Genomic DNA, 22027 nt, shown 5'->3' with positions numbered 1-22027 from the left:
ATGACCTTGTTTTATGCCTTGATAGCGCTTGGCTCGCTAGCGCTGATTTTTGGACTCATTTTAGGTTTTGCTGCCATTCGTTTTCGTGTCGAAGGCAACCCTATTGTTGAGCAAATAGATACTATTTTGCCGCAAACTCAATGTGGTCAATGTGGCTACCCAGGCTGTAAGCCTTACGCAGAAGCCATTGCTAATGGTGATGAAATAAATAAATGCCCTCCTGGTGGCGAAGCGACGGTAAAAAAATTGGCTGATTTAATGGGCGTGGAAGCTAAACCGCTTGCTGGCGGAGAACAAGCCGACCCAATTAAAACAGTAGCCTACATTCGAGAAGACGAATGTATTGGCTGTACTAAATGTATTCAAGCATGCCCTGTAGATGCCATTGTAGGTGCTACTCGCCAAATGCACACCGTACTTATTGATGAATGTACTGGTTGTGATTTATGTGTAGAGCCCTGCCCTGTAGATTGTATTGATATGCTGCCGGTTGCCGAAACAAAACAAAACTGGAAATGGCAGTTAGATGCTATTCCTGTTACGCAAATAGATTAGAGGTTTGAGTGGAAAAGTTACTTGAACAAATTAAAAAAGGCACCGTTTGGGCATTTCCTGGCGGCGTGCATCCACCACAGCAAAAAACACTTTCAAATAGTGCCCAAATTGCTCGCTTGCCCCTTCCAGACAAACTGGTAGTCCCGCTTAAGCAACATATTGGCGCTAACGGTAAATTAATCGTTGAGAAAGGCCAACACGTATTAAAAGGTCAACCGCTTACAACACCTGCGGCTAATTGGTCGGTGCCCGTTCATGCTCCAACGTCTGGAACCATTACCGACATTGCACCTATGCCATCTGCACACCCTTCAGCGCTCCCTGAGCTGAGCATTATTATTGAACCTGATGGCAACGATGAGTGGTGTAGTCTTAATCCAGCAATTAACCCTGCTAAGCTTAGCCACGATGAATTAGTAGATATAATTCACCAAGCGGGTATTAGCGGTATGGGCGGTGCGGGCTTTCCTACTTATGTAAAAGCCGATATTAAGCAACCTATCGAGTTTTTAATAGTAAATGCTGTTGAGTGCGAGCCGTATATAACCGCCGATGACGTATTAATGCGTGAGCATGCCAAGCAAGTTGTGCAAGGCATAGAGCTAATGCAGCAAATATTAAACCCAACGCTTTGTATTGTCGGTATTGAAGACAACAAACCCGAAGCCATTGCCGCTATGACACAAGCAGCAGAGCATAATGCTAATATTGTTATTCAAACAGTGCCAACGGTTTACCCTTCAGGTGGTGAAAAACAATTAATAAAACTACTCACCAATCGAGAAGTGCCAAGCAGTGGTATTCCGGCCGACATTGGTATTTTAGTGCATAACACGGGTACTTTATTTGCGGTGCAGCAAGCTGTATACGAAGGTAAACCACTTATTGAACGAGTAATTACCGTAACGGGCAATACTATTCATAAGCCCGGCAATGTGTGGGCATTACTAGGCACTGAAATAAAGCATTTACTTGATTGCCAGGGGTTTTCCCCAGTGCCACAACAACGCGTTGTAATGGGCGGCCCTATGATGGGCTTTACCTTGCCCACTGTACGTATTGGTGTAGTTAAAACGACTAACTGTATTTTAGCCCCTGATCATAAAGAGCTGGCAGAACCTGGCCCCGAAAAAGCCTGTATACGTTGTAGTGCCTGTGCAGATGCCTGCCCTGCTTCGCTATTACCGCAGCAATTGCAATGGTTTGCCAAGTCAAAAGAGTACGACAAACTACAAGAACATAACTTATTTGATTGTATAGAATGTGGTGCGTGTGCCTACGTGTGCCCAAGTGAAATCCCTCTTGTACAATACTATCGCGTGACCAAGGTTGAAATTAAAGAACAACAAGCCGAAAAAATTAAAGCAGATAGAGCAAAAGAGCGTTTTGATGCCCGTAAAGAGCGCTTAGAGCGAGAGCAAGAAGAGCGTCAAAACCGCCATAAACGTAAACCGGCCGCTAAATCTGACGATGAAAAACAAAAAGTAGCAGATGCACTAGCTCGTGTTAAAAACAAATCAGATAACGGCGGCGAAAAATCAGCGGTTGCTGCCGCTATTGCACGCGCTAAAGCTAAAAAACAACAAGGCGAGGAGTTAGAGCCGGATAATACTGAAGTAGCAAAAGAGCGCGCACTTCGAAAAGAGCAAGCTCGCAAATATAAAGAGCAAAAGTCACAAACAGATGACTCAGGTGATACTGCACCAGTTGATGATAAAAAATCAGCTGTAGCTGCTGCAATTGCTCGTGCTAAAGCTAAAAAAGCAGCGCAAGCACAAGATGAGCAAGTTAAGACAGATGATGCCAATACTGCACCAGCTGATGATAAAAAATCAGCCGTGGCCGCCGCAATTGCTCGTGCCAAAGCTAAAAAAGCAGCGCAAGCACAAGATGAGCAAGTTAATACTGATGATGCCGATACAGCAGCGCCTGTTGATGATAAAAAAGCGGCCGTAGCCGCCGCAATTGCTCGTGCTAAAGCTAAAAAAGCAGCCAAAGCACAAGATGAGCAAACTAACACAGATGATGCCAATACCGCAGCGCCTGTTGATGATAAAAAAGCGGCTGTAGCCGCCGCAATTGCCCGCGCAAAAGCTAAAAAAGCAGCTAAAGCTGCTGAGCAGACTGATCAACCGAATGTGCCAAGTATCAACGAAAAACCAGCCGATAACGTTAAATCTGAAGAGCCACAAACAGACTCTCCATCAGATAACAAAAAAGCGGCTGTAGCTGCTGCGATTGCCCGTGCAAAAGCTAAAAAAGCGGCAAAAGAGGCACAGCAAACACAAAGCGATGAAAATACTGAGCAAGTGACGACAGCAGAGCCTGAAACGCCAAGTGAAATTAGCCCAGAACAAACCGCCGCCCAAAAGAAAAAAGCCGCTGTGGCCGTAGCTATTGCTCGCGCCAAAGCCAAAAAGTTACAAAAAGAAGGAAATGATCAGTCATGAAATTAACCATGGCCAGTTCGCCGCATAATCATAGCCATAAATCGCTAACACGATTAATGCTAACCGTTATTGCTGCGTGTATTCCTGGGCTCATTGCTCAAGTTTTCTTTTTTGGTACTGGTGTACTTATTCAGTTAGTGCTTGCACTTGTTGCTGTAAGCGCATTTGAAGCTGCCATAATGTTAATGCGTAAACGCCCTGTTTGGCCTGCATTGAGTGATGGTAGTGCTTGGCTTACTGGTGTGCTAATAGCACTGAGTATCCCGCCGCTAGCGCCTTGGTGGGTAATTATTATTGGTTGTTTATTTGCCATTATAATTGTTAAACAGCTTTATGGCGGGCTTGGTTTTAATTTATTTAACCCTGCAATGGCCGCATATGTTCTGCTTTTAGTATCGTTTCCAGTGCAAATGACAGCTTGGCTACCTGTCAGTGATTTAATAAATACGCCGATTGGATTTGTTGATCAATTAAGGCTCATATTTACCGATTTTACGGCCTCAGGTTTTAGCCTAGATCAAATGCGTGCTGGGATTGATGGCCTAACAATGGCCACACCTCTTGATACTGTTAAAACAGATATAGCACACGGTTTAACCGTTACAGAGAGTATGCAAAAGCCACTATTTAATGAATGGGCAGGCCTTGGTTGGATATGGGTTAATTTAGGATTTTTAGCGGGTGGTTTATACCTTTTAAAAACCAAAATAATTAACTGGCATATTCCTGTTAGTTTTATTGTAAGTTTAGCGATATGTAGTGCAATAGGTTACATTGCAGCGCCTGGTACCGAGCCTGGTACTGTATTCCACTTATTAAGTGGCGCAACCATGATGGGGGCATTTTTTATTGCCACTGACCCTGTATCTGCTGCAACCACAAATAAAGGTCGCTTAATTTATGGCGCTCTCATTGGCTTATTAGTGTATTTAATTCGTACTTTTGGTGGTTTTCCTGATGCAATCGCATTTAGCGTATTATTAATTAATATTGCTGTGCCGCTTATTGATTACTACACGCAACCACGTACCTATGGCCACGGAGCAGTAAAATGATTATTTCATCAATGGCTAAAAATGGCGCTATTTTAACGGCTTTTGCACTGGTAACAACGGGTTTGGTTGCCTCGATAAATGCACTCACCGCAGATAAAATTGCAGAGCAAGAGCAGCTACAACTTACAGCGCAACTACAAGAAGTACTCGACCCAAAATCGTACGACAACGAACTATCTACAGATTGCGTTATATTTACTGATGAAACGCTTGGTCCATACGCTAATCAAGTTATTTACCGTGCTCGTAAAAATAATAAACCCGTTGCCGTCGTTATTCGCCACGTTACGCCAAATGGTTACAGTGGGGATATTAACTTACTTACAGCCGTTTTAAGTGATGGCTCTATAGCTGGTGTACGTACAACTAAACACGAAGAGACACCCGGCCTTGGTGATAAAGTAGAAGTAAAAAAATCACTGTGGATCACAACCTTTAATGATTTAACCGTTGATGGCGAAGATGATGCACGCTGGGCAGTTAAAAAAGATGGCGGCCAGTTTGATCAATTCACAGGCGCTACAATCACACCGCGTGCAGTTGTAGGCTCTGTTAAAAACGCAGTTCTGTTCGCACAACGCAATTTTGACGATATTTTTGCAGCGCCAAATGCCGAATGTGTAGAGGTAAAAAAATGAGCGAATTAAAAACACTATACAAAGAAGGGGTCTGGGTAAATAACCCAGCCCTTGTTCAGCTTTTAGGGTTATGCCCGTTACTTGCCGTTACCTCAACAGTAACCAATGCACTTGGCTTAGGACTGGCTACTTTATTAGTGCTTGTAGGCTCAAATATTACTGTATCGGTTGTACGTAACTGGGTACCTAAAGATATTCGTATCCCTGTATTTGTAATGATTATTGCAGGCTTTGTAACTATAGTTCAGTTACTTATGAACGCTTACACCTTTGGTTTGTATCAATCGCTTGGCATATTTATTCCGCTTATAGTAACAAACTGCGCCATTATTGGCCGCGCCGAAGCATACGCATCTAAAAACCCTGTGCATTTATCAGCATTCGACGGCCTAATGATGGGCTTAGGTTTTATGGCTGTACTTGTAGTGTTAGGTACAATGCGCGAACTAATAGGCCAAGGCACATTATTCGACGGCGCCGATTTACTATTAGGTCCATGGGCACAAAGCCTGCGCATAGAAGTGTTTAGTTTTGATAACCAGTTTTTACTCGCCATTTTACCGCCTGGCGCCTTTTTAGGGCTTGGCCTACTTATTGCGGCAAAAAATGTAATTGACGCACAAATAAAATCAAAACAAGTAACGCCGCCTGAGGCCGAAAAAGGTCCACGCGCACGTGTTACTAGCTTAACTTAAGGGGAAAACGCATTAACTTATTTAAAAGCTAATGCGTTTTAAGTTACATGAATAAAGAAAAACGTCATCAAATACTTTCTCGCCTACGCGATGATAATCCACACCCAGAAACCGAGCTTGAATACTCAAGCCCGTTTGAGTTACTTGTAGCAGTCACACTCTCTGCACAAGCCACCGATGTAGGTGTTAATAAAGCCACGCGTAAATTATTTCCGGTTGCTAACACGCCACAAGCCATTTTAGATATTGGCCACGATACACTGCGCGATTATATTAAAACCATTGGGTTATTTAATTCAAAAGCCGCAAACGTGTATAAAATGTGCCAAATACTGGTGGATCAACACAACGGTATCGTTCCCGAAAACCGCGAAGCCCTCGAAGCCCTTCCCGGTGTTGGCCGAAAAACCGCAAATGTTGTACTCAACACAGCCTTTGGTTGGCCGGTAATTGCAGTGGATACACACATATTCCGTGTTTCAAATCGTACTAAACTCGCCATGGGTAAAGATGTTGTAGCTGTAGAACAAAAGCTTGAAAAAGTTGTGCCAAAAGAATTTAAAGTAGATGTACACCACTGGTTAATACTACACGGGCGTTACACCTGCGTAGCGCGTAAACCTAAGTGCGGTAGTTGTATTATTGAAGACTTGTGTGAGTTTAAAGAAAAAACGGACTAACCTCGAATAACTCTATTTTGGGTATTTTGAAAGTTAGACAGCTAATTAATTAGCTGTCTGTCGATTCTACATTATTTATAAATTGAGCCATATTTACTAAACGCTCACCGACAATAAATGCAATGGTGCGTTTAACCCAAGGCGCTTTAATATTTGTGTAGTTTAGTTTAGCTAATACACAGCTTGTGACTATTAAAAGTAGTAGTGATGATACGCTGTAAAACCAGATCATGTGTTGCTCTAGGTGTGCAAATAGGTCAATTTCAAATAACACATCAAACCCAATAAACACATAAGCCATATAAAAAGGGGCAGACATTAATAACAACTTAGTTAGTTGTAATTTATGTGAGCAAAGACGGTAAATGTCTTTTTGTAGCTGGCTAATTGGTTTTGCATAATCAATGTTAGAAATATGCACTATTTGGCCAATATTACCCGCAAGGCCAACAATGGAAAATACACTCAGTATCAACGCAGATATTGAAGGCGCTGAAACACTAAAGTTATTTGCAATATACTGCCCCAATAAAACAATAATAAAAAAGAAGGCTGCGCTTTCAATAATACGTGCCCACTTCATAGTATTAAGCTCTTTCATTTGTTTATTCACTTTTGTTTCGCTCAGCAGTGATTGGTTTATTGTAATGGCCGATTCGTTAACACTATTTTGCTGCTGCCATGTGTTTTTAATGTTATCTAAATTCATTTTAAGCCCCCTGTTTTTCAAATTGATTTTTTAGTGTTTCTTTAATGCGGCCAATTCGCGTAGCGACGTTGGTTTTACTTATGCCTAAACTCGTCGCTATGCTTTGATGGGTTTCGCCTTCTAAATACAGCAATACTATGGCTTTATTTAACTTATCGAGCTTTGCTATAAATTCATAAAGCTGCTTAACCTCTTCGCTTTTATCATTGTGCGCTGATAGGTCGGCTATGTGCACAATGCACTGCTCACTTTCATTGGCTTTATCTTCTCGTTTACTGTCTTTGCGGTAATATGAAATCGCCACATTCAGTGCTATTCGGTACATCCACGTAGAAAACTTATAGTCTTTGTCGTAATTATCATAAGCAAGCCACATGGTGGTGAGTATTTCTTGCGCTAGGTCTTGCCTGTCGTGTTGGTTTTGACAGTACGAGTTAACAATTTTATAAATAATGCCTTTATGCTGCTCCATTGTTTGAGCAAACAGTGCTTTTTTATTGGTGTTCATTTACGCATAAATCCATCATCTAAATTAATCTCATCATGTAGTTGGCTCATCGCAGTTTCATTGTGTTTAATTTCTAATGCTTCTGTTTTTAAAAGCAACAAGGTGCAGCGTTATGGCTAATGCAACACAGCCTGTACACATTTAAATATAAACATTTTAGCTGCACGATAAAACTCACATAATCGTCTTATCTAGTTATTCGCAGTATCGCTGCAATAATCACAACTATTCAAAAAATAATGGCTTAAGAAAGTAAACTAAGTAGAAAAGAGATTTAGTTGGCTGAGTTGACCGAGTATTACGAATAACCAGCCACGAAAACAGTCGTAGCAATTAATAAAATACATGAATAAAGAAGATAACCCCCATTTTTAGTATTAACTTAATACACTTTAGATATTTTGAATCCCACACTATGTAAAGTACCAACATTAATAGATTTTAGCTTAAGACTGATTGCGTATTTTTAAGTATCACCAAATCTACGCTCTATCGCTTAAAATGTGATTAGAGGCTGTTGGTCTTTGAGAGTTAAATTCGTTTTATATAGGGGTTATTCTTCGTAACGTAAAATTTGCTTACTAGGTATTGGTAAAATAAAGAGCTAAGTCTCCAGCTCTTGCCCTTCGCCTAACGTCGACTAGGTTTAGCGTTTATGCTACATCAGCGTTATTTATAAAGAATAGCCGCATTGTATTATCGCTGCTTAGCTTTAACACAAAAAAAAGCAAGCCATGCGGCTTGCTTTTACTGCCCGTACAGGCAACACACTCTCAATTTTTACTTTTTAAAAACGGTAGCTAGCACCTAGTGTTATACGACGGTCTGTTAGACCTTGGAAACACAATAATGCACTTTCGTTTACACAAGACTGGCTAATTTCAGACTCAGTAATGTTTACAGCTTCTAAGCCAATATTTAGCTGCTCGTTCACATCGTAGCTAATACTTGCATTAAGCTGTCCACGGTCTTCTTGAACCACAGGGAAACCCCAAGGGAAGCTAGACGTACTACCAAAGTCGTTTGAGCGGTAACCTTCGCGCCATGTGTAACGCATACGCGCTGATAAACCATACTTTTCGTAGTATAGGGTAAAGTTATATGCGTTTTCAGATAGATTTAATAACCCTTGAATTTCGCTTACTTCAATACCAGGTGTACCTGTGCTTGCTGCAAATACATTACCTGCTCTTGAAGTTGCTGTGTTTACTGTTTCACCACCCGAGAACTCTTGAATAATGTAGTTAGCTAACACACCAAAACCAGAGGCCCAACCTAAGTCTTTCTCAAAGCCTGCAAGGTCATACTGGAACGCAAACTCAATACCTTTTTGAGTTGTTTCGCCGCTGTCGTTAACTTTTGTTTCTGTACCAACACACACACCACGGCCGTTTTCAGGGCCAAATACGTTAATGTCTGCAATTGGATTAAATATGCCGCCGCCTTCACATGGGTCTGTTAAATCGCGGTAACCTGTAACTGGGTCCTCTACTGGCGACGTTAACTGATTAACATGCAATTCTTTACGTGTTTTATGGAATATACCAACACTAAATACACTTGCTTCTGCAAAGTACCATTCTGCCGATAGGTCATATGACAACACTTCTTCAGGTTTTAATGCAGGGTTACCAAACTCAACTTCGTCATTAGGGCTGGTACTATAAGTAACAGAAGTAGATAAGTCATTGTAATCTGGACGACGGATATCTTTACCTACACCAAAGCGTACAAGCACATCTTCTGATACATCAGCTACTAGGTTTAATCGTGGTAAAATAAAGTCATAGTCTGATTCATTAGTAATACGAGTTACAAGCTCATTACCACTGCCATCTTGTGTTATCGAGTTACCAGTAGACTCAACGTCTGTTTGGATGTAACGCACACCAAAGTTACCGCGAATCATTTCGTATTCAAAGTTAGCTTGCGCGTAAAATGCATGCGTAACTTCTTCTATATCAAAAAAGCCTGCAGAGCTTGATGTTGGCGCATTTAATGTTTTGCTTGAACCATGAGCAGTCATGGCGTTTTGTAATGTTTCAAGTACAGCATCAGGGTCTGATGCAACAAGCTCTGGGTCAATTAATAAAAAGTCAGCAATGTATAAAGAACGCCCATCAGCTTCATTAAAGTTATCTGGGCCAGCTACTAATAAATCTGCAAATAAATCACCTGTTGGGCTATCTGCCATTGTTCTTAGGCCAACGCTTGATGTAATTTCGTTTTGCTTACTTTGTGATTTACTGTAACGGTAACCAAAATCAACAGAGGTTATAATTGAATCTGTGTAATAAGTTGAGTCGATACGAAACGCATCTTCTGAGTTTTCAACCGTATCTTGGCCAATATTTACATCACGCAGTACTACGTTTGCAGGGTCTAGTAATTGCTCAACCGTAGGTGCGTATTCTGCCCCTTGTGCAATACCAAAAGCGAGTGCACCGCCTGATAAATCGTACTCAAATGGCACACTATTATCATTGCCGCCACCAGCGTCTAGTGGCGCATTAGGATTAATAAAGTTAAGTGTTGTATTAAAGCTAGGTGTTGTTGTGTCTGAAGATGATGATGCAATTTCAGCACTTACAAACCATTTATCACCTTGCCATTCACCACCTAATCTAAATATATCGCTGTCGGTAACACGCGAGTTTGTATCGCTTGAAAAACGAAGATTTGGATCGTCATCATCGTTATCTAAATTTACAGGAATAACACCACGAAGTGCTGCTTGAATCGAACCCAAGTTAGTTCCGCCAAGTGAGCCTAAGTTAACAGTTTCAAAAGCGTCTGGAACAGAAATATCATTAAGTGCACTTACACCAGAAGCTTGAACACGTGAGCTTTCTTGACGACGCTCTTGATCGTTTACCACCGCGTCAAAATAAAATTTAGTGTTATCGTTTGGTGCCCATTCAATAGTACCTACAAAGTTTTTAGTTTCGTATTCGTAGTTATCATAATCTTGAACAAAAAATTGAATTGGTAAATAGTCAAACGACTGTGCACTGGCTACACCACTATCAGAAGTAATAACGTTATCTCTATCTGCACGTGGGCGAAATGCCGTTACGTCTTGCTCTGCGTAGCTGCCACTTATCAGTACACCAAATTTACCGTAATCATCAGTTTCCCAGTTATCAGCAAACGTACCGGAAAAACGAGGCTGTAAACCACTGTCTGTACTTAGGCTGCTATTTTCGCCTTGTACTCTAATAGTGGCTAATTGCTCACCTAAATGAAGTGGACGAATTGTTTTAAGGTTGATTGTGCCACCCACAGAACCTTCAATGGTTTTAGCCTCTGGAGACTTGATAACTTCCAAACTTGATATAATTGATGCAGAAACATCTTCAAAGCTAATACCACTACGACCTGAGCCAGAGCCCACTGTAGATACCCTGTTTATTTCAGTACGGTTTGCATCTGTACCACGAATTTGTACACCGGTACCCACACCTGCTTGGCGTGTAATTTGTATACCAGTTACGTTTTCTAGTACTTCTGCTAAGTTTTGATCAGGTAGTTTACCAATATCTTCTGATTGGATAATTTCTACTAGGCTGTCTGCCGAACGCTTTTCAGCAAGGGCATTAGTTAATGATTGGCGGATCCCCGAAACTTCAATGACTTCAAGATCATCTTTTGCTTGTGGTTGAGCTTCTTGTGCCTGTGTTGACAAAGAAAAATTCAGTGCAGTGGCAGATATAACCGCCAGAGTAATTTTAGATAACTTGTGACTCATAGTTTTTTTCCTGTGTGTGTGAAATGCTATGTTTAACTCGCTACGCTTATCTTTGGTAAAGCCTTTATATATTACAAATCATTAACTCAATATTTACACCAAATCACAAAAAGGTCAACCCACTGGTAAGTTAGATTTTTTCATATTACGCCAAACCTAACTTACCAAATAAAATACAGTCGTTTTTAATAAAAGAAAAGGCAGGTCAAAAAACAATCTAAACACATGTTTTTAAATAAAAATTAGAAAGCTAAAAATATTTAATAGCCACTCGGGAAGGCTTAAACTCTTATTATTAGTAGCCTTAAATAAAATATAAAATAACTATAAAAATCTTTCTGCTCATTAAATAAACGCATAAAATTGGTTAACCAAGCTTGTGCATTATCATACAAATCTTTTTATATAACCTCTGTGCAGCTTAAAAATGTACCCTTTCTGCCCGATGAAATTTATATAAATTCTTCTTAGCATAAAGCCATCATTAAAAATTTAAACGTTAAAAGCAGCGCTCATTCAAATAAGCACAATGACCGTCTAGAATCCGCTTGAGATAGGTTTATTACCAAAGTTTAGGGTGTTGAAAATAAAAGACTGTAAAACTTCACTGGTTTAAATCGAGAGTATTTAGGGCGTGTTTTACACGGGGGGATGCTCAAGCTTAAGTAATGGAGGATAAAAGTGACTTGGTATTGCGATTTACTTATAAGCGCGCGGTAGTTAAAACTAGTTTAAATTGCAGGCATTAAAAAAGGCGGTAAACCGCCTTTTTTAATGCCTGCAATTTAGCCATTTACTAAAGCTTAAAACTCATACCTAAGAATAGGCGTGGGCCGTAATCATTTACTTCACCTAAGTTATCTTCCACAAAGAAATCTTGTGATTTAGGTGCACTGAACAAGTTAATTGCTTCAGCTTTGATTCTAAAGTGTTTATTAATTTTATACGATGCGCGCATTTCCCATACACCTACAGCATCAACATAACGTAAGCGTGTGCCATTGCTTGTATAAGGTTGGAAATACTCACTACGGTATTTGTAAATAACTGCAGTATCGAAGTCGCCAATTTGGTAGTAAAGTTGGCTACTAAATACATGCTTAGAGAAACCAGGAACTGAACCAGACTCAACAATACCTTGCGTTAATTGCGTTGTATTACCGTCTAAGTCAGTCGTGAACGTGTCACCATAAAGACTGTCTTCAAATTCAAAGTCAGTATCTGCGAAGTTATAACCAAACTTCATACCAAGTCCATTGTCCCAACGGTATGAAAACGATGCTTCAAGGCCTACTATTTCGCTTTCATCGTCTGATGTAACAGAGTTAGTAATAGGCAGAGATACCGTTTCCCCGTCTATAGTAAATTCTTCTAGAACAGTCTGTTGCTCAAAACCACCTTGGAACTGCTTATAGTAAAGGCTTAACGCTACAATAGAGTCTTCGTTAGGATACCATTCAACTGCCGCATCGTAGTTCCATGACATTAAAGGTTGCGTTGATGGGTTGCCCGAACCATTAACACCAACTAATAAATCAGAAAGTGACGTAGCTGCACCATCATCATTACTATTTGTTGAAAATTGACGGTTATAGCTCAAATCTGAAGGGTCTGCACGAGACATACCACGGTAGATACCTGCACGCATTAGTATATCTTCGCTGTAATCCACAACTAGGTTAAAGCTTGGTAGGTATTTTGTATAGCTTGATCCGCTTTCTATTTTATCAAGTGTTGTTGGATCTGATACTAGTTTAAGAAATCCTGTGTCTGCATCAGTACCGATAGAGTAATCTGTTCTGAAGCCAACTGAGGTTACTTCAGTATCAACTATACGAAGACCAAAGTTACCACGAATAAACTTACCAAACATTTCTGTATCGTAACTAGCCATTAAATAAGCAGAAGTTGTCTTTTCAGTTACATCAACAGTACCCGTATTTTGGTATTCTACGTCTGGGTAGCCAAACTCACCGTTGTAATCAGAATCTGTTGCAGCAACTGCTTGAGAAAAACACACATTATCGTACGTCGCCCATGATGAACCTGTACCGCTAGCAATTACGTTACCGTCACTATCAACATTAGTTACGATATCACCATCAGACACGCTTGATAAAAAGCCTGATTCAGGGAAGTCACTTTGACAACCTTGAAGAATTTCAAGTGCCGTATCATCGCCTATTGTGTACTCAACTCTTGAGCCATTACCACCGTTTCCAGTACCACCAAATTGTATGAAAGAAAGCTCAGATGTTCTGATACCACCTTCAATTTTAGTGAACATGCCACTATCTAATTCATAATCAAAATCTAAGCGCGCTGATTTAATAACATTTTCGCGAACGTTTTCACGATCTAAGCGTGTTCTTAAACTATCAGTAAAGTTAGAAATATCTGTTACATCAAAATCAGTTAATGTGAAATGAGGAATTTCATCGCCCATATCCCATGTAAAATAGTTACGATCAGAGGTTCTACCACGGTTAGATATTTGCAGCTCTTCACGATCAGTTTTTGAGTATGCTAAATCAAGGCTCACTGTTAGTCGGTCTGTTACATTGTGCTCAATATTTAAACCATACCCTTGATAATTCTCTTCACGTGAAAATTGCTCACCGGCTGATTCAATACGTTCTTCACCTTCCCAATGTAAAATACCGCCTACATCATTTGTAACAAGAGTCGGGCCCGTTACACCTGGCGTTGCACGTTTTTGTAAAAAGATTAGGTCATGACGTGCTTCTTGTTGAGTACGGTCAGATATTTGCGTATCAAAGTTGATATCCCAATCAGCTGAAGGTTGGTATTGCAGTGCAAAAAATACAGCGTCACGTTCGTCAGATGTTTCGTTTTGACGGTAACTACGGCTACTGCCTGTCCATGCGTATGGGCTACCATCGCTCACTGCTTTGCCTGTTTCAGGATCTATATCAGTGTTATAACCTTGGTTGCTACTGCCATTAACTTGGTCTTCACAGTCACCTGCACTACTGCGGTAAAAACCTTCATTGGTATTAGTTGGGTCATTTAAACATGCCCAAAGCGAAGAACCTGATGGGCTTGAACTTCTGTATTCTGCTTCAGGCGAGCTAACCTCTTGGCGCTGTACACCAAAAGACACACCAACTGCTTGGCCATTATCAAACTCATATTGATCAACATAACTAAATGTACCACGGTAACCCATATCACTTTGTAGTGAATTATCAACATTACCTTCATCAGGGTTATAGTTTAACTTAACTTCACCCGATACACGTTGTTTGCCGTAATCCAATGGCGTTACAGTTTCAAGCGCAATAACACCTGCAACACCACCTTCAATCATTGATGCATCTTGCGTTTTATAAATTGCTACTTTTTTAACAAGCTCTGATGGGAATTGTGAAAAATTAACTGAACGGTCACCACTACCATTTGTAGCTTCACGACCGTTAATGTGCGTTGCACTTAAAAACGGACCAAGACCACGGATAGTGATCTCTGTTGCTCCACCGTTTTCACGGTGCGATGCAGCACCAGTGATTGATTCTAGTGCTTCACCAATAGAGAGTGCAGGTAAGTCACCAATATCTTCTGATGATAAACCATCAACAACCGTAGTTGCTTCTCGCTTTATAGCAATTTGATCCTGTATTGTTCTACGGGTACCTGTAACACTTATAATTTCTACGTCTTCTTCAACTTCTGTCGTTTTTCCCTGCTCTTGTTGTGCGCTTGCCGAAAATGCACAAGAAGTTGCCATACCTGCTATGACCGCTGTTCTTACCCATTTGGCAACAGGTCTTAATGCAAACTGCCCTGTTATAGAATTATTATTCTTTATTGACTTCAACGACATTTGAATTCTCCGCTGGTTGTTGTTGTGTGATTTAAGTGTGTTAGCTTGTTATGCTTTTGTATATATAATGTGTCTACTGGCCTTAATATACTCAAACACTTATACATGATCAACCAATTTAAGCTTTAAATATTACCATAAGGTATACCAATTAAAGATAACCTGCATTACCGACATGTCAGATAGGTTTAAACTGTTATTCATAGGTGTGTTAGTAAAGCACTAAAAGCAAAAAAGCCCCATATGGGGCTTTTTACTTTACTAGAAAGCTATTAATCGTTTTGAATTACCCATGTTGAGCCTGCGCCCACTTGGCTGGTTTGTATGTAATGAAGCCCTTTAGCGCCAGCAACAGCTTGCGCACCTGCTGGATCAGTTTCAATCAACGTACTTGCTACGGTTACGTACTCAAGTACCTCTTTATCATTCGCTACAGGGTCTTGATCAATTGCCCCGTCGGTATCGAATGACCCATTACCGTTAAGGTTTCTAATGGCTACCCAATCATCGCTGTCATCACCTGAAACTCGACTATCCATATAGCCAAAGTTATTGCTAAATACAGAGCTGTCGTGGTTAATTAAATCACAGTCGTATTCAAATGCATGGTCGCTATCTAGCCTATTTGGATAGAATAGCCCTAAAGAAAACGCACTTTCAGGAGTCGGGGCGTCTTCTACAGCTTCTTCACCTAGGCCATTAGCAATTAGGTTCCCGTTAAAGTTAATAACAAAGGCATTTTTAGTTAAGCCATATAAAACAGGGGCATTTTCTGCGGTTAATTCATCACAATCCCCTGTCGGTGCTTTAGAGCCAATCTCAGTACTAAATACGATGGGTTGCTGTGAGTTTAATACGGTGTTGTTTGTTACCGTTAATGTGAAATCACCCGCAGCGTCTAATACAGATTGGTTACCAGAGTTTGGCACACCGCCATCGGCTTGAGAGAATGGGTTAGCTGTAAATACAATGCCACCCGCTTCTTTGTTGCCAGAGCGAATTCCCGCAATATAGTTATTACTGACAGTATGACCAAGCGGTGTCATCATCACGCCAGCGGGCCTATCACTTGAGCTTTCTATATCAGTGGTACGAATAACTATGTTGTCTGTAACTGCATTAAAGCCACCATCTTCAAGTGATATACCGCCATTAGCATTTACAATTGTATTGCCTTTTATAGTTGCACCAGACGTTTGCACACGCATTAAACGACGACCCGTTACAAAATTTTCTATCCGGTTGTATTGAATAGTAAAATTTGCGTCGTCAGCGGCGCCTGAGCCTGTTGTACTACCTGCATTAATTAAATATAAACTTGATTGCCCAAAGTTTGGATTGTTACTATCACTAAATAAATTATATTGAATTACGTGATCTGAACTTGAAGATGACATTTTAATCACAGAGCCTTTTTCGGCTACAATTCGATTAGAGAAGGTATTTCTCTCTACTAATGCACTTTGACCTTTTATCATCAGCCAATGGTATTCAGAGTTATTAAGTGTATCTTCTTCTCCATCCATTGTGTTGTGCGAAAAGGTAAAATTATCGCCTTCTGAATAAATAACGGCAGATTCCTCAGATTCACAAAACTCGCCTGCTTTTGTATCAATGTTTTTAAATGTAAGACCTTCTAAACCAGCGCCATCGACCCCATCAGCCACGTGTACACATAATTCTCCGCTAATTACCGGCACTTGCCCTTCTACTGCTCGCAATGTCACTGCACTAGTGAGTAAAATTGCATCCATATCTGCGTATACACCGGTATTTAAACCGATAACAGAACCATCGGCTAATCCAGAACTAATAGCTCCTAATAATGCTTCAGGGTTGCTCACAGTTTGACTGTAAATCACACTATCAAGTGATTGGGTTACTGTACTTGTAAAGCCATCATTATCGGTATAAGTAGCTGACACCGAAATAATAGCGCCTGCATAATTAGTTGGTGTAAATGTTTTGCTATTAGTATCTGTAATTTCAACACCGTCGGCGGACCATGTGTATGTTACGTTAGACTCTTCAATACCATTGTTATCTGTGATTTGTGCGCTTAGTTCATTACCCGCTAAGTAAGGAGCAACGCCCATAATCGCAATACTTCCCGCCTCATCAACAGCAACGGCTGAAACAGCAATCGTTTCTTCAGACATATTATCTTCAGAGAAACCATTATCGTCGGTGTAAGTAACTTGAACGGTGAGTTTTTTACCTAGTAATGCTTCTTCAACTACGTAGGTAATTTGCGTTGCATTATTAATAGTTTCACCATCTGCAAACCACTGATAGGCGATAGTGCCTGAAGCCCCATCAGCATCATTAATTTGAGCTGTTAGTGTATTGCCAATTGTAGGTGTACCACTAATTGTTACTTCACCTTGTGTATTTGTTCTATCAACCGCTTGAGTGGGCAATGATGTTGGAGATTCTGAAAATCCGCGGTCATCTTCAAATGTAGCGGAAACAGTGATCACACTTGCAAATTGCGCCTCAGTTAGCAAAAGCGTCGATAGTACTTCATCTGCAATTGCAATATCATCAGCAAACCATTGATAAACAACCGTGTCGCTATCAAAACCATTGTCATCTACAACACTTGCGGTCAATTGCGAACCAACTAACGCATCACCAGAAATAGTCACACTTGCAGGAAACAGCATGGCTGCCACATCAGCTGTTGGGTCGGTAATATGAGATTCGTTCACTCCACCATCATCTGTATATAGACCCTGCGCTGTAATAGGTAAACCTATTTGCTCGTCGGTTAACATGAATGATGCGCTATTAGCACCAACAATGGCTTCTCCATCTGCATACCAATAATAAGTAACTTCGCCTGATATACCATCAGGATCGCTCACTGCTACGGTTAATGTTTGCCCACTTGTGGGGGTTCCTGTTAGAGCTATAGAGCCCAAGTTGTTGTCATTGTTGTTTGAATCTGTATCACAACCAACAATTGCTGCTGCAATAGCGCAAAGTGCGAAGTGTTTTAATTTCATGGTGGTTCTCTTTAAGCAAATTTATGGTTCAAATATTTGGCTAATTATTGTGTGTGTTACCAAATAACCCGAAAGTTGTTACCAACTAGTTTCTACTTTAAAACAAATTGTTAACCAACTTGGTAATATAACCATAACAAAATAATTTTTACCAGCAAGTTGACCAATTAATTTACAACAAGAGGACATTTAATTAACCAGTGTAATTTTTATTTAGTGGTCAAATTTCCATCTTTTTAAATATTTATAATTCAATGTGCTCACTTACGTATTTAACGTAAAAATAAGCGCTGAATTGCATAAAGAGAATTTATAGTTGTGGTGGTGTTTACTGACTGTATTTGAGGAAGGTGTTTAAAAATTACTGAGCTTACTGGGGTTTGTAAAAAGTTAAAGTAGGAAGAAAATAACTGTCCTACTTTAACGGAAGAAAGTGTCGCTTTAAGCTAGTGTACTGTTATAAAACTCAACGGGCTCATCAGAGCCCATAGCAACTGGAACTCGTTGATGTAAGCTGCTTGGTGCAATATCTAAAATTCGCTTGCCTCTTGAGGTGGCACTGCCGCCGGCATTTTCCATTAATAATGCAAGTGGATTGGCCTCGTAGAGTAATCTAATTTTGCCGTTTTCATTGCCGGTGCGCTTATCTTGAGGATATAAAAATAAACCTCCGCGACATAATATTCGATGAACATCACCAACCATTGCTGCATTCCAGCGCATTGAGCTTTTTTCAAAGCTCTCGCAGGTATAAAGCAATTTATCAAAATATACTTGTGTTGGCTCATCCCAGTAGCGGTAATTTGCCATGTTAACCGCAAATTCTCGGCTTTGTTTTGGTACATTTAGCTGTTTATTAGTTAGTAGATATCCGCCATGAGTACAATCTAACGTATAGCATCGTGTTGGGCCGCCAGTACTCATTACAAGTAATGAAGACGGGCCATATAAAACATAACCTGCGCAAACCTGATTAGTACCTGGTTGCTTAAATTGCTCGTCACTGTCATAAGCAACATCATCTCGCGCTGGATAAATTGTAAATATGGTGCCAATTTGACCATTCACATCAATATTTGATGAACCATCGAGCGGATCAAAAGCAACTATAAATTTTCCATCTGGGTGAGCACCTACTGCGTGATCTTCTTCTTCCGACGCTACTGACTTTACTAACGTATCGTCTATTAATATATCTTTTAGAAGTTGATTAGCAATCACATCTAATTTTTTTTGTACTTCACCCTGAACATTTTCGTTTAACGTTGAACCTAAAACGCCAGCAAGTTCGCCTTGGCTTACTCTGAAAGCAATTTCTTTTGATGTCGCTAAAATAGTACGTATAAGTAAAATAAGGTCGGTTTCTACACCGTCTTCTTTAAGAACTGTATTTAATCTTTTCATTAATTGTACCTATTTACACAATTAAGATCGGTAAAGCATTGTTCGAGTCTTGTGACCATACTTTGCTCAGAATGACGAAGCCATACACGTGGATCATAGTATTTTTTGTTTGGCTTATCATCGCCATCAGGATTACCAATCTGTCCATGTAGATAAGCTTGCTTATTTTTGTAGTAATCTAAAATACCATTCCAACACGCCCACTGTGTATCAGTGTCGATATTCATTTTTACTACGCCATAAGTTAATGATTCTGCAATTTTACTGTATTCAGAGCCACTACCACCATGAAACACAAAGTTAATTGAATTATTAGGCAAGTTGAACTTATCTGATACGTAAGCTTGAGAATCTTTTAAAATACTTGGCGTTAGTACAACATTGCCAGGCTTATACACACCATGAACATTGCCAAACGATGCGGCAATAATAAAGTTAGGGCTAATTTTACTTAATCGCTCATAAGCGAAAGCAATATCTTCGGGTTGCGTATATAAGGCCGAGCTATCTAGGTGGGAGTTATCAACACCATCTTCTTCACCGCCAGTACACCCTAACTCTATCTCAAGCGTCATTCCAATTTTAGCCATACGTGTAAGGTAGCGCTCACATATTTCTATATTTTCCTCAAGAGGCTCTTCTGAAAGGTCAATCATATGCGAACTAAATAGCGGCTTACCGGTTAAAGCAAAATGCCTTTCGCCCTCATCGAGTAAACCATCTATCCAAGGTAATAGCTTTTTAGCAGCATGATCGGTATGCAGCATAACGGGTACTTCGTAATGTGCAGCAACTGCGTGCACATACCTTGCTGCGCTAACTGCGCCAAGTACAGCGCCTTGCTGATCTGGCAACACTAAGCCTTTACCACAAAAAAATTGTGCGCCACCATTAGATAACTGAATGATGACTGGCGAACTCATTTTTTTGGCTGCTTCTAAGGTTGCGTTAATTGAGGTTGTACTTACAACATTAACTGCAGGTAAAGCATATTGGTTAGCACGAGCATGTTCGTATACCGCACTTACTTCGTCACCAACTATTACGCCTGGCAGTATTGCCGGGGCTAAATGTTCCATTGTAGGTTCCTTCTTACTTTATAGCTTCTATACACGAGTCAGTAATTGCTTGCCAGTTTTGCTCTTTAACCCATTCTTTTTTAGCGACCCATGTCCCACCTACTGCAAACACGTTGTTTAAAGATAGGTAGTCCATTTTGTTTTGCTCGCTTACGCCACCAGTTGGGCAAAAACTAACTTCTCTAAAAACACTTGATACAGCAGAAACAAACGACGCACCACCAGCTAGCGATGCCGGGAATAACTTTTGCTCTTTAAACCCATATTCAAGAGCCATTAAAATATCACCTGTGTTTGATACACCTGGTAAAACAGGCACGTTACACTTTGTAAGTGCACTTAATAGTTTAGGAGATACAGCTGGAGTTACAATAAAATCAGAACCTGCATCTATTGCTTGCTGTAAAATAGTTTCGTTTATAACTGTTCCTGCACCAACTTTAAGCTCAGGTACTTGCTCTTTTATAGCTTTTAACGCATCTAAAGATGCTTCTGTTCTTAGCACAACCTCAACCAGGGTAAGACCTGCATTAGCCATAGCTTTAGCAATTTGTACACCTTGCTCTGGGGTATCAGCTTGAATTATAGGTAGCAGTGTTTGCCCTGACATAAGTTCAGAAAAGCGAGTCATAACGTTGTTCCTTTATTTTAAGTAGTGCGGCCGAGGTATGGCGGCCTATAAATTTATTAAATGCCAGCTTTAGCCATAGCAAGCTGAAAAACATCTTTTGGTGCAATTGCGCCAGGTTGTTGAATAACAGCACCGGCTGCTTTAGCACCAAGTTGAACTGCATCAGCGATAGATTTGCCAGATAAACGTGCGCCTAAGTAAACGCCGTTAAATGCATCCCCTGCTGATGTTGTATCAACAACATTAGTAACTGGTATTATTGTGTGACTTTGAAGTGTGTTGTCTAATTGAGTAATAACCGACTCTGGGCCATTTTTAACGATAATTTCGTCTATGTTATATATTTTTAAATATTCAATTACGTCTTCAACACTATGAACATCGTAAAGGGTTGTTAAATCTTCAACGCCAGGCAGTGTTACATCAGCAAGACCAAATGCAAGGTCGTACTGCGTTTTAGTCTCATCAACACTATTCCACAAACGAGCACGGTAATTAGGATCGAATACTATTTTTACGCCAGCACTTTTAAGTTGTTTTACTACACGCCAAAAATCTTCACGTGCGTTTTCGTCAATTACAGCAAGTGAAATGCCTGAAAAGAAAAACATATCACCTTGTGAAAGCTGTTTCACAACGTCTGTATTTAAAAAACTAACTACTTTTTTAGCTGCTGAGTCGCTGCGCCAATAAGTAAAGCTACGCTCTCCAAAAGCATCTGTTTCTATGTAGTACATACCAGGTACTTTGCTATCGTGAGCAAATACAAACTGAGTATCTAGCTGTTCACTTTCAAAGCGCTCTAACATTTTTTTACTTAAGTTATCTTGCCCTAAAGCAGTAACTACTGAGGTCGCTACTTGAGGAAAACTACGCTTTAAATACACGGCAGAATTATAAACATCGCCTGCAAATGATTGGTGTAACGTTGCTGCGCTCATTGCTCTGAGCTCAACCATACACTCACCCATAAAGTAAATATTTTTCATTTGGGAAATTATCCTTTGTAATAAACTGCTATGC

15 protein-coding genes are annotated in these 22027 nt (G+C 40.2%); 6 read left to right on the top strand and 9 right to left on the bottom strand.

From position 1 onward, the window contains the following. The 6 genes from rsxB to nth are packed head-to-tail and all read left to right on the top strand — an operon-like array spanning position 1 to position 6073. Positions 1–555, top strand: a complete 555-nt coding sequence (rsxB, locus tag ALFOR1_RS05875) for an electron transport complex subunit RsxB (protein WP_058548113.1) — start codon at positions 1–3, stop codon at positions 553–555. Between the two features lie 8 nt (positions 556–563). After that, positions 564–3005, top strand: a complete 2442-nt coding sequence (gene rsxC / locus ALFOR1_RS05870; protein WP_104642348.1) for an electron transport complex subunit RsxC — start codon at positions 564–566, stop codon at positions 3003–3005. Continuing rightward, positions 3002–4060 carry an electron transport complex subunit RsxD gene (rsxD, locus tag ALFOR1_RS05865; protein ID WP_104642347.1) on the top strand — a complete coding sequence of 353 codons (1059 nt, stop codon included), beginning with the start codon at positions 3002–3004 and terminating at the stop codon, positions 4058–4060. The genes rsxC and rsxD overlap by 4 nt, the downstream gene beginning before the upstream one ends. Next, positions 4057–4698, top strand: a complete 642-nt coding sequence (gene rsxG, locus ALFOR1_RS05860; protein WP_104642346.1) for an electron transport complex subunit RsxG — start codon at positions 4057–4059, stop codon at positions 4696–4698. The genes rsxD and rsxG overlap by 4 nt, the downstream gene beginning before the upstream one ends. Beyond that, positions 4695–5393 (top strand): electron transport complex subunit E, encoded by a 699-nt coding sequence (locus tag ALFOR1_RS05855; RefSeq protein WP_058548109.1) that lies wholly within the window; start codon positions 4695–4697, stop codon positions 5391–5393. Before rsxG ends, ALFOR1_RS05855 begins: the two co-directional genes overlap by 4 nt. A 47-nt stretch (positions 5394–5440) precedes the next feature. After that, entirely contained in the window at positions 5441–6073 is a 633-nt protein-coding gene (gene nth / locus ALFOR1_RS05850; RefSeq protein ID WP_104642345.1) for an endonuclease III, read from the top strand. 49 nt (positions 6074–6122) lie between these two features. On the opposite strand, the gene ALFOR1_RS05845 is transcribed toward nth, so the two are convergent. The 9 genes from ALFOR1_RS05845 to ALFOR1_RS05805 form a co-directional block, all read right to left on the bottom strand. Then, positions 6123–6782: a hypothetical protein gene (locus ALFOR1_RS05845; RefSeq protein ID WP_104642344.1), complete on the bottom strand. Its 660-nt coding sequence runs from the start codon at positions 6780–6782 to the stop codon at positions 6123–6125. A 1-nt stretch (position 6783) separates the two neighbouring features. Continuing rightward, complete coding sequence (locus ALFOR1_RS05840; protein ID WP_104642343.1) at positions 6784–7290, bottom strand: RNA polymerase sigma factor; 507 nt, start codon at positions 7288–7290, stop codon at positions 6784–6786. A gap of 787 nt (positions 7291–8077) precedes the next feature. Then, positions 8078–11038, bottom strand: coding sequence for a TonB-dependent receptor (locus ALFOR1_RS05835; RefSeq protein WP_104642342.1), 2961 nt, complete (start codon positions 11036–11038; stop codon positions 8078–8080). Positions 11039–11834: 796 nt separating this feature from the next. After that, the gene (locus ALFOR1_RS05830) at positions 11835–14882 is read right to left on the bottom strand and encodes a TonB-dependent receptor (RefSeq protein WP_104642341.1); all 3048 of its coding nucleotides are present in this window, start codon (positions 14880–14882) and stop codon (positions 11835–11837) included. A 272-nt stretch (positions 14883–15154) separates the two neighbouring features. Beyond that, positions 15155–17890 carry a poly(beta-D-mannuronate) lyase gene (locus tag ALFOR1_RS05825; RefSeq protein ID WP_104642340.1) on the bottom strand — a complete coding sequence of 912 codons (2736 nt, stop codon included), beginning with the start codon at positions 17888–17890 and terminating at the stop codon, positions 15155–15157. A gap of 441 nt (positions 17891–18331) precedes the next feature. Continuing rightward, complete coding sequence (locus ALFOR1_RS05820; protein WP_104642339.1) at positions 18332–19294, bottom strand: class 1 fructose-bisphosphatase; 963 nt, start codon at positions 19292–19294, stop codon at positions 18332–18334. After that, positions 19294–20373: a class II fructose-bisphosphate aldolase gene (gene fbaA / locus ALFOR1_RS05815; RefSeq protein WP_104642338.1), complete on the bottom strand. Its 1080-nt coding sequence runs from the start codon at positions 20371–20373 to the stop codon at positions 19294–19296. The genes ALFOR1_RS05820 and fbaA overlap by 1 nt, the downstream gene beginning before the upstream one ends. A gap of 13 nt (positions 20374–20386) precedes the next feature. Further along, the gene (gene eda / locus ALFOR1_RS05810) at positions 20387–21004 is read right to left on the bottom strand and encodes a bifunctional 4-hydroxy-2-oxoglutarate aldolase/2-dehydro-3-deoxy-phosphogluconate aldolase (protein WP_058548094.1); all 618 of its coding nucleotides are present in this window, start codon (positions 21002–21004) and stop codon (positions 20387–20389) included. A gap of 56 nt (positions 21005–21060) precedes the next feature. Next, on the bottom strand, positions 21061–21993 hold the full coding sequence (locus ALFOR1_RS05805) for a sugar kinase (RefSeq protein WP_058548093.1): 933 nt from the start codon (positions 21991–21993) through the stop codon (positions 21061–21063). Between the last annotated feature and the right edge of the window lie 34 nt (positions 21994–22027).

This window comes from Pseudoalteromonas carrageenovora IAM 12662 (genome assembly GCF_900239935.1).
Classification (GTDB): Bacteria; Pseudomonadota; Gammaproteobacteria; order Enterobacterales; family Alteromonadaceae; genus Pseudoalteromonas; species Pseudoalteromonas carrageenovora.
This window is presented reverse-complemented; position numbering and strand designations above follow the sequence as displayed.

What these genes read in the sequence shown, in the direction of transcription:
- ALFOR1_RS05845 (WP_104642344.1), bottom strand. Translation starts at nt 6,782, where the DNA reads ATGAATTTAGATAACATTAAAAACACATGGCAGCAGCAAAATAGTGTT.
- nth (WP_104642345.1), top strand. Translation starts at nt 5,441, where the DNA reads ATGAATAAAGAAAAACGTCATCAAATACTTTCTCGCCTACGCGATGAT.
- ALFOR1_RS05855 (WP_058548109.1), top strand. Translation starts at nt 4,695, where the DNA reads ATGAGCGAATTAAAAACACTATACAAAGAAGGGGTCTGGGTAAATAAC.
- ALFOR1_RS05820 (WP_104642339.1), bottom strand. Translation starts at nt 19,294, where the DNA reads ATGAAAAGATTAAATACAGTTCTTAAAGAAGACGGTGTAGAAACCGAC.
- rsxB (WP_058548113.1), top strand. Translation starts at nt 1, where the DNA reads ATGACCTTGTTTTATGCCTTGATAGCGCTTGGCTCGCTAGCGCTGATT.
- rsxD (WP_104642347.1), top strand. Translation starts at nt 3,002, where the DNA reads ATGAAATTAACCATGGCCAGTTCGCCGCATAATCATAGCCATAAATCG.
- eda (WP_058548094.1), bottom strand. Translation starts at nt 21,004, where the DNA reads ATGACTCGCTTTTCTGAACTTATGTCAGGGCAAACACTGCTACCTATA.
- rsxG (WP_104642346.1), top strand. Translation starts at nt 4,057, where the DNA reads ATGATTATTTCATCAATGGCTAAAAATGGCGCTATTTTAACGGCTTTT.
- ALFOR1_RS05830 (WP_104642341.1), bottom strand. Translation starts at nt 14,882, where the DNA reads ATGTCGTTGAAGTCAATAAAGAATAATAATTCTATAACAGGGCAGTTT.
- ALFOR1_RS05835 (WP_104642342.1), bottom strand. Translation starts at nt 11,038, where the DNA reads ATGAGTCACAAGTTATCTAAAATTACTCTGGCGGTTATATCTGCCACT.
- fbaA (WP_104642338.1), bottom strand. Translation starts at nt 20,373, where the DNA reads ATGGAACATTTAGCCCCGGCAATACTGCCAGGCGTAATAGTTGGTGAC.
- ALFOR1_RS05825 (WP_104642340.1), bottom strand. Translation starts at nt 17,890, where the DNA reads ATGAAATTAAAACACTTCGCACTTTGCGCTATTGCAGCAGCAATTGTT.
- ALFOR1_RS05840 (WP_104642343.1), bottom strand. Translation starts at nt 7,290, where the DNA reads ATGAACACCAATAAAAAAGCACTGTTTGCTCAAACAATGGAGCAGCAT.
- ALFOR1_RS05805 (WP_058548093.1), bottom strand. Translation starts at nt 21,993, where the DNA reads ATGAAAAATATTTACTTTATGGGTGAGTGTATGGTTGAGCTCAGAGCA.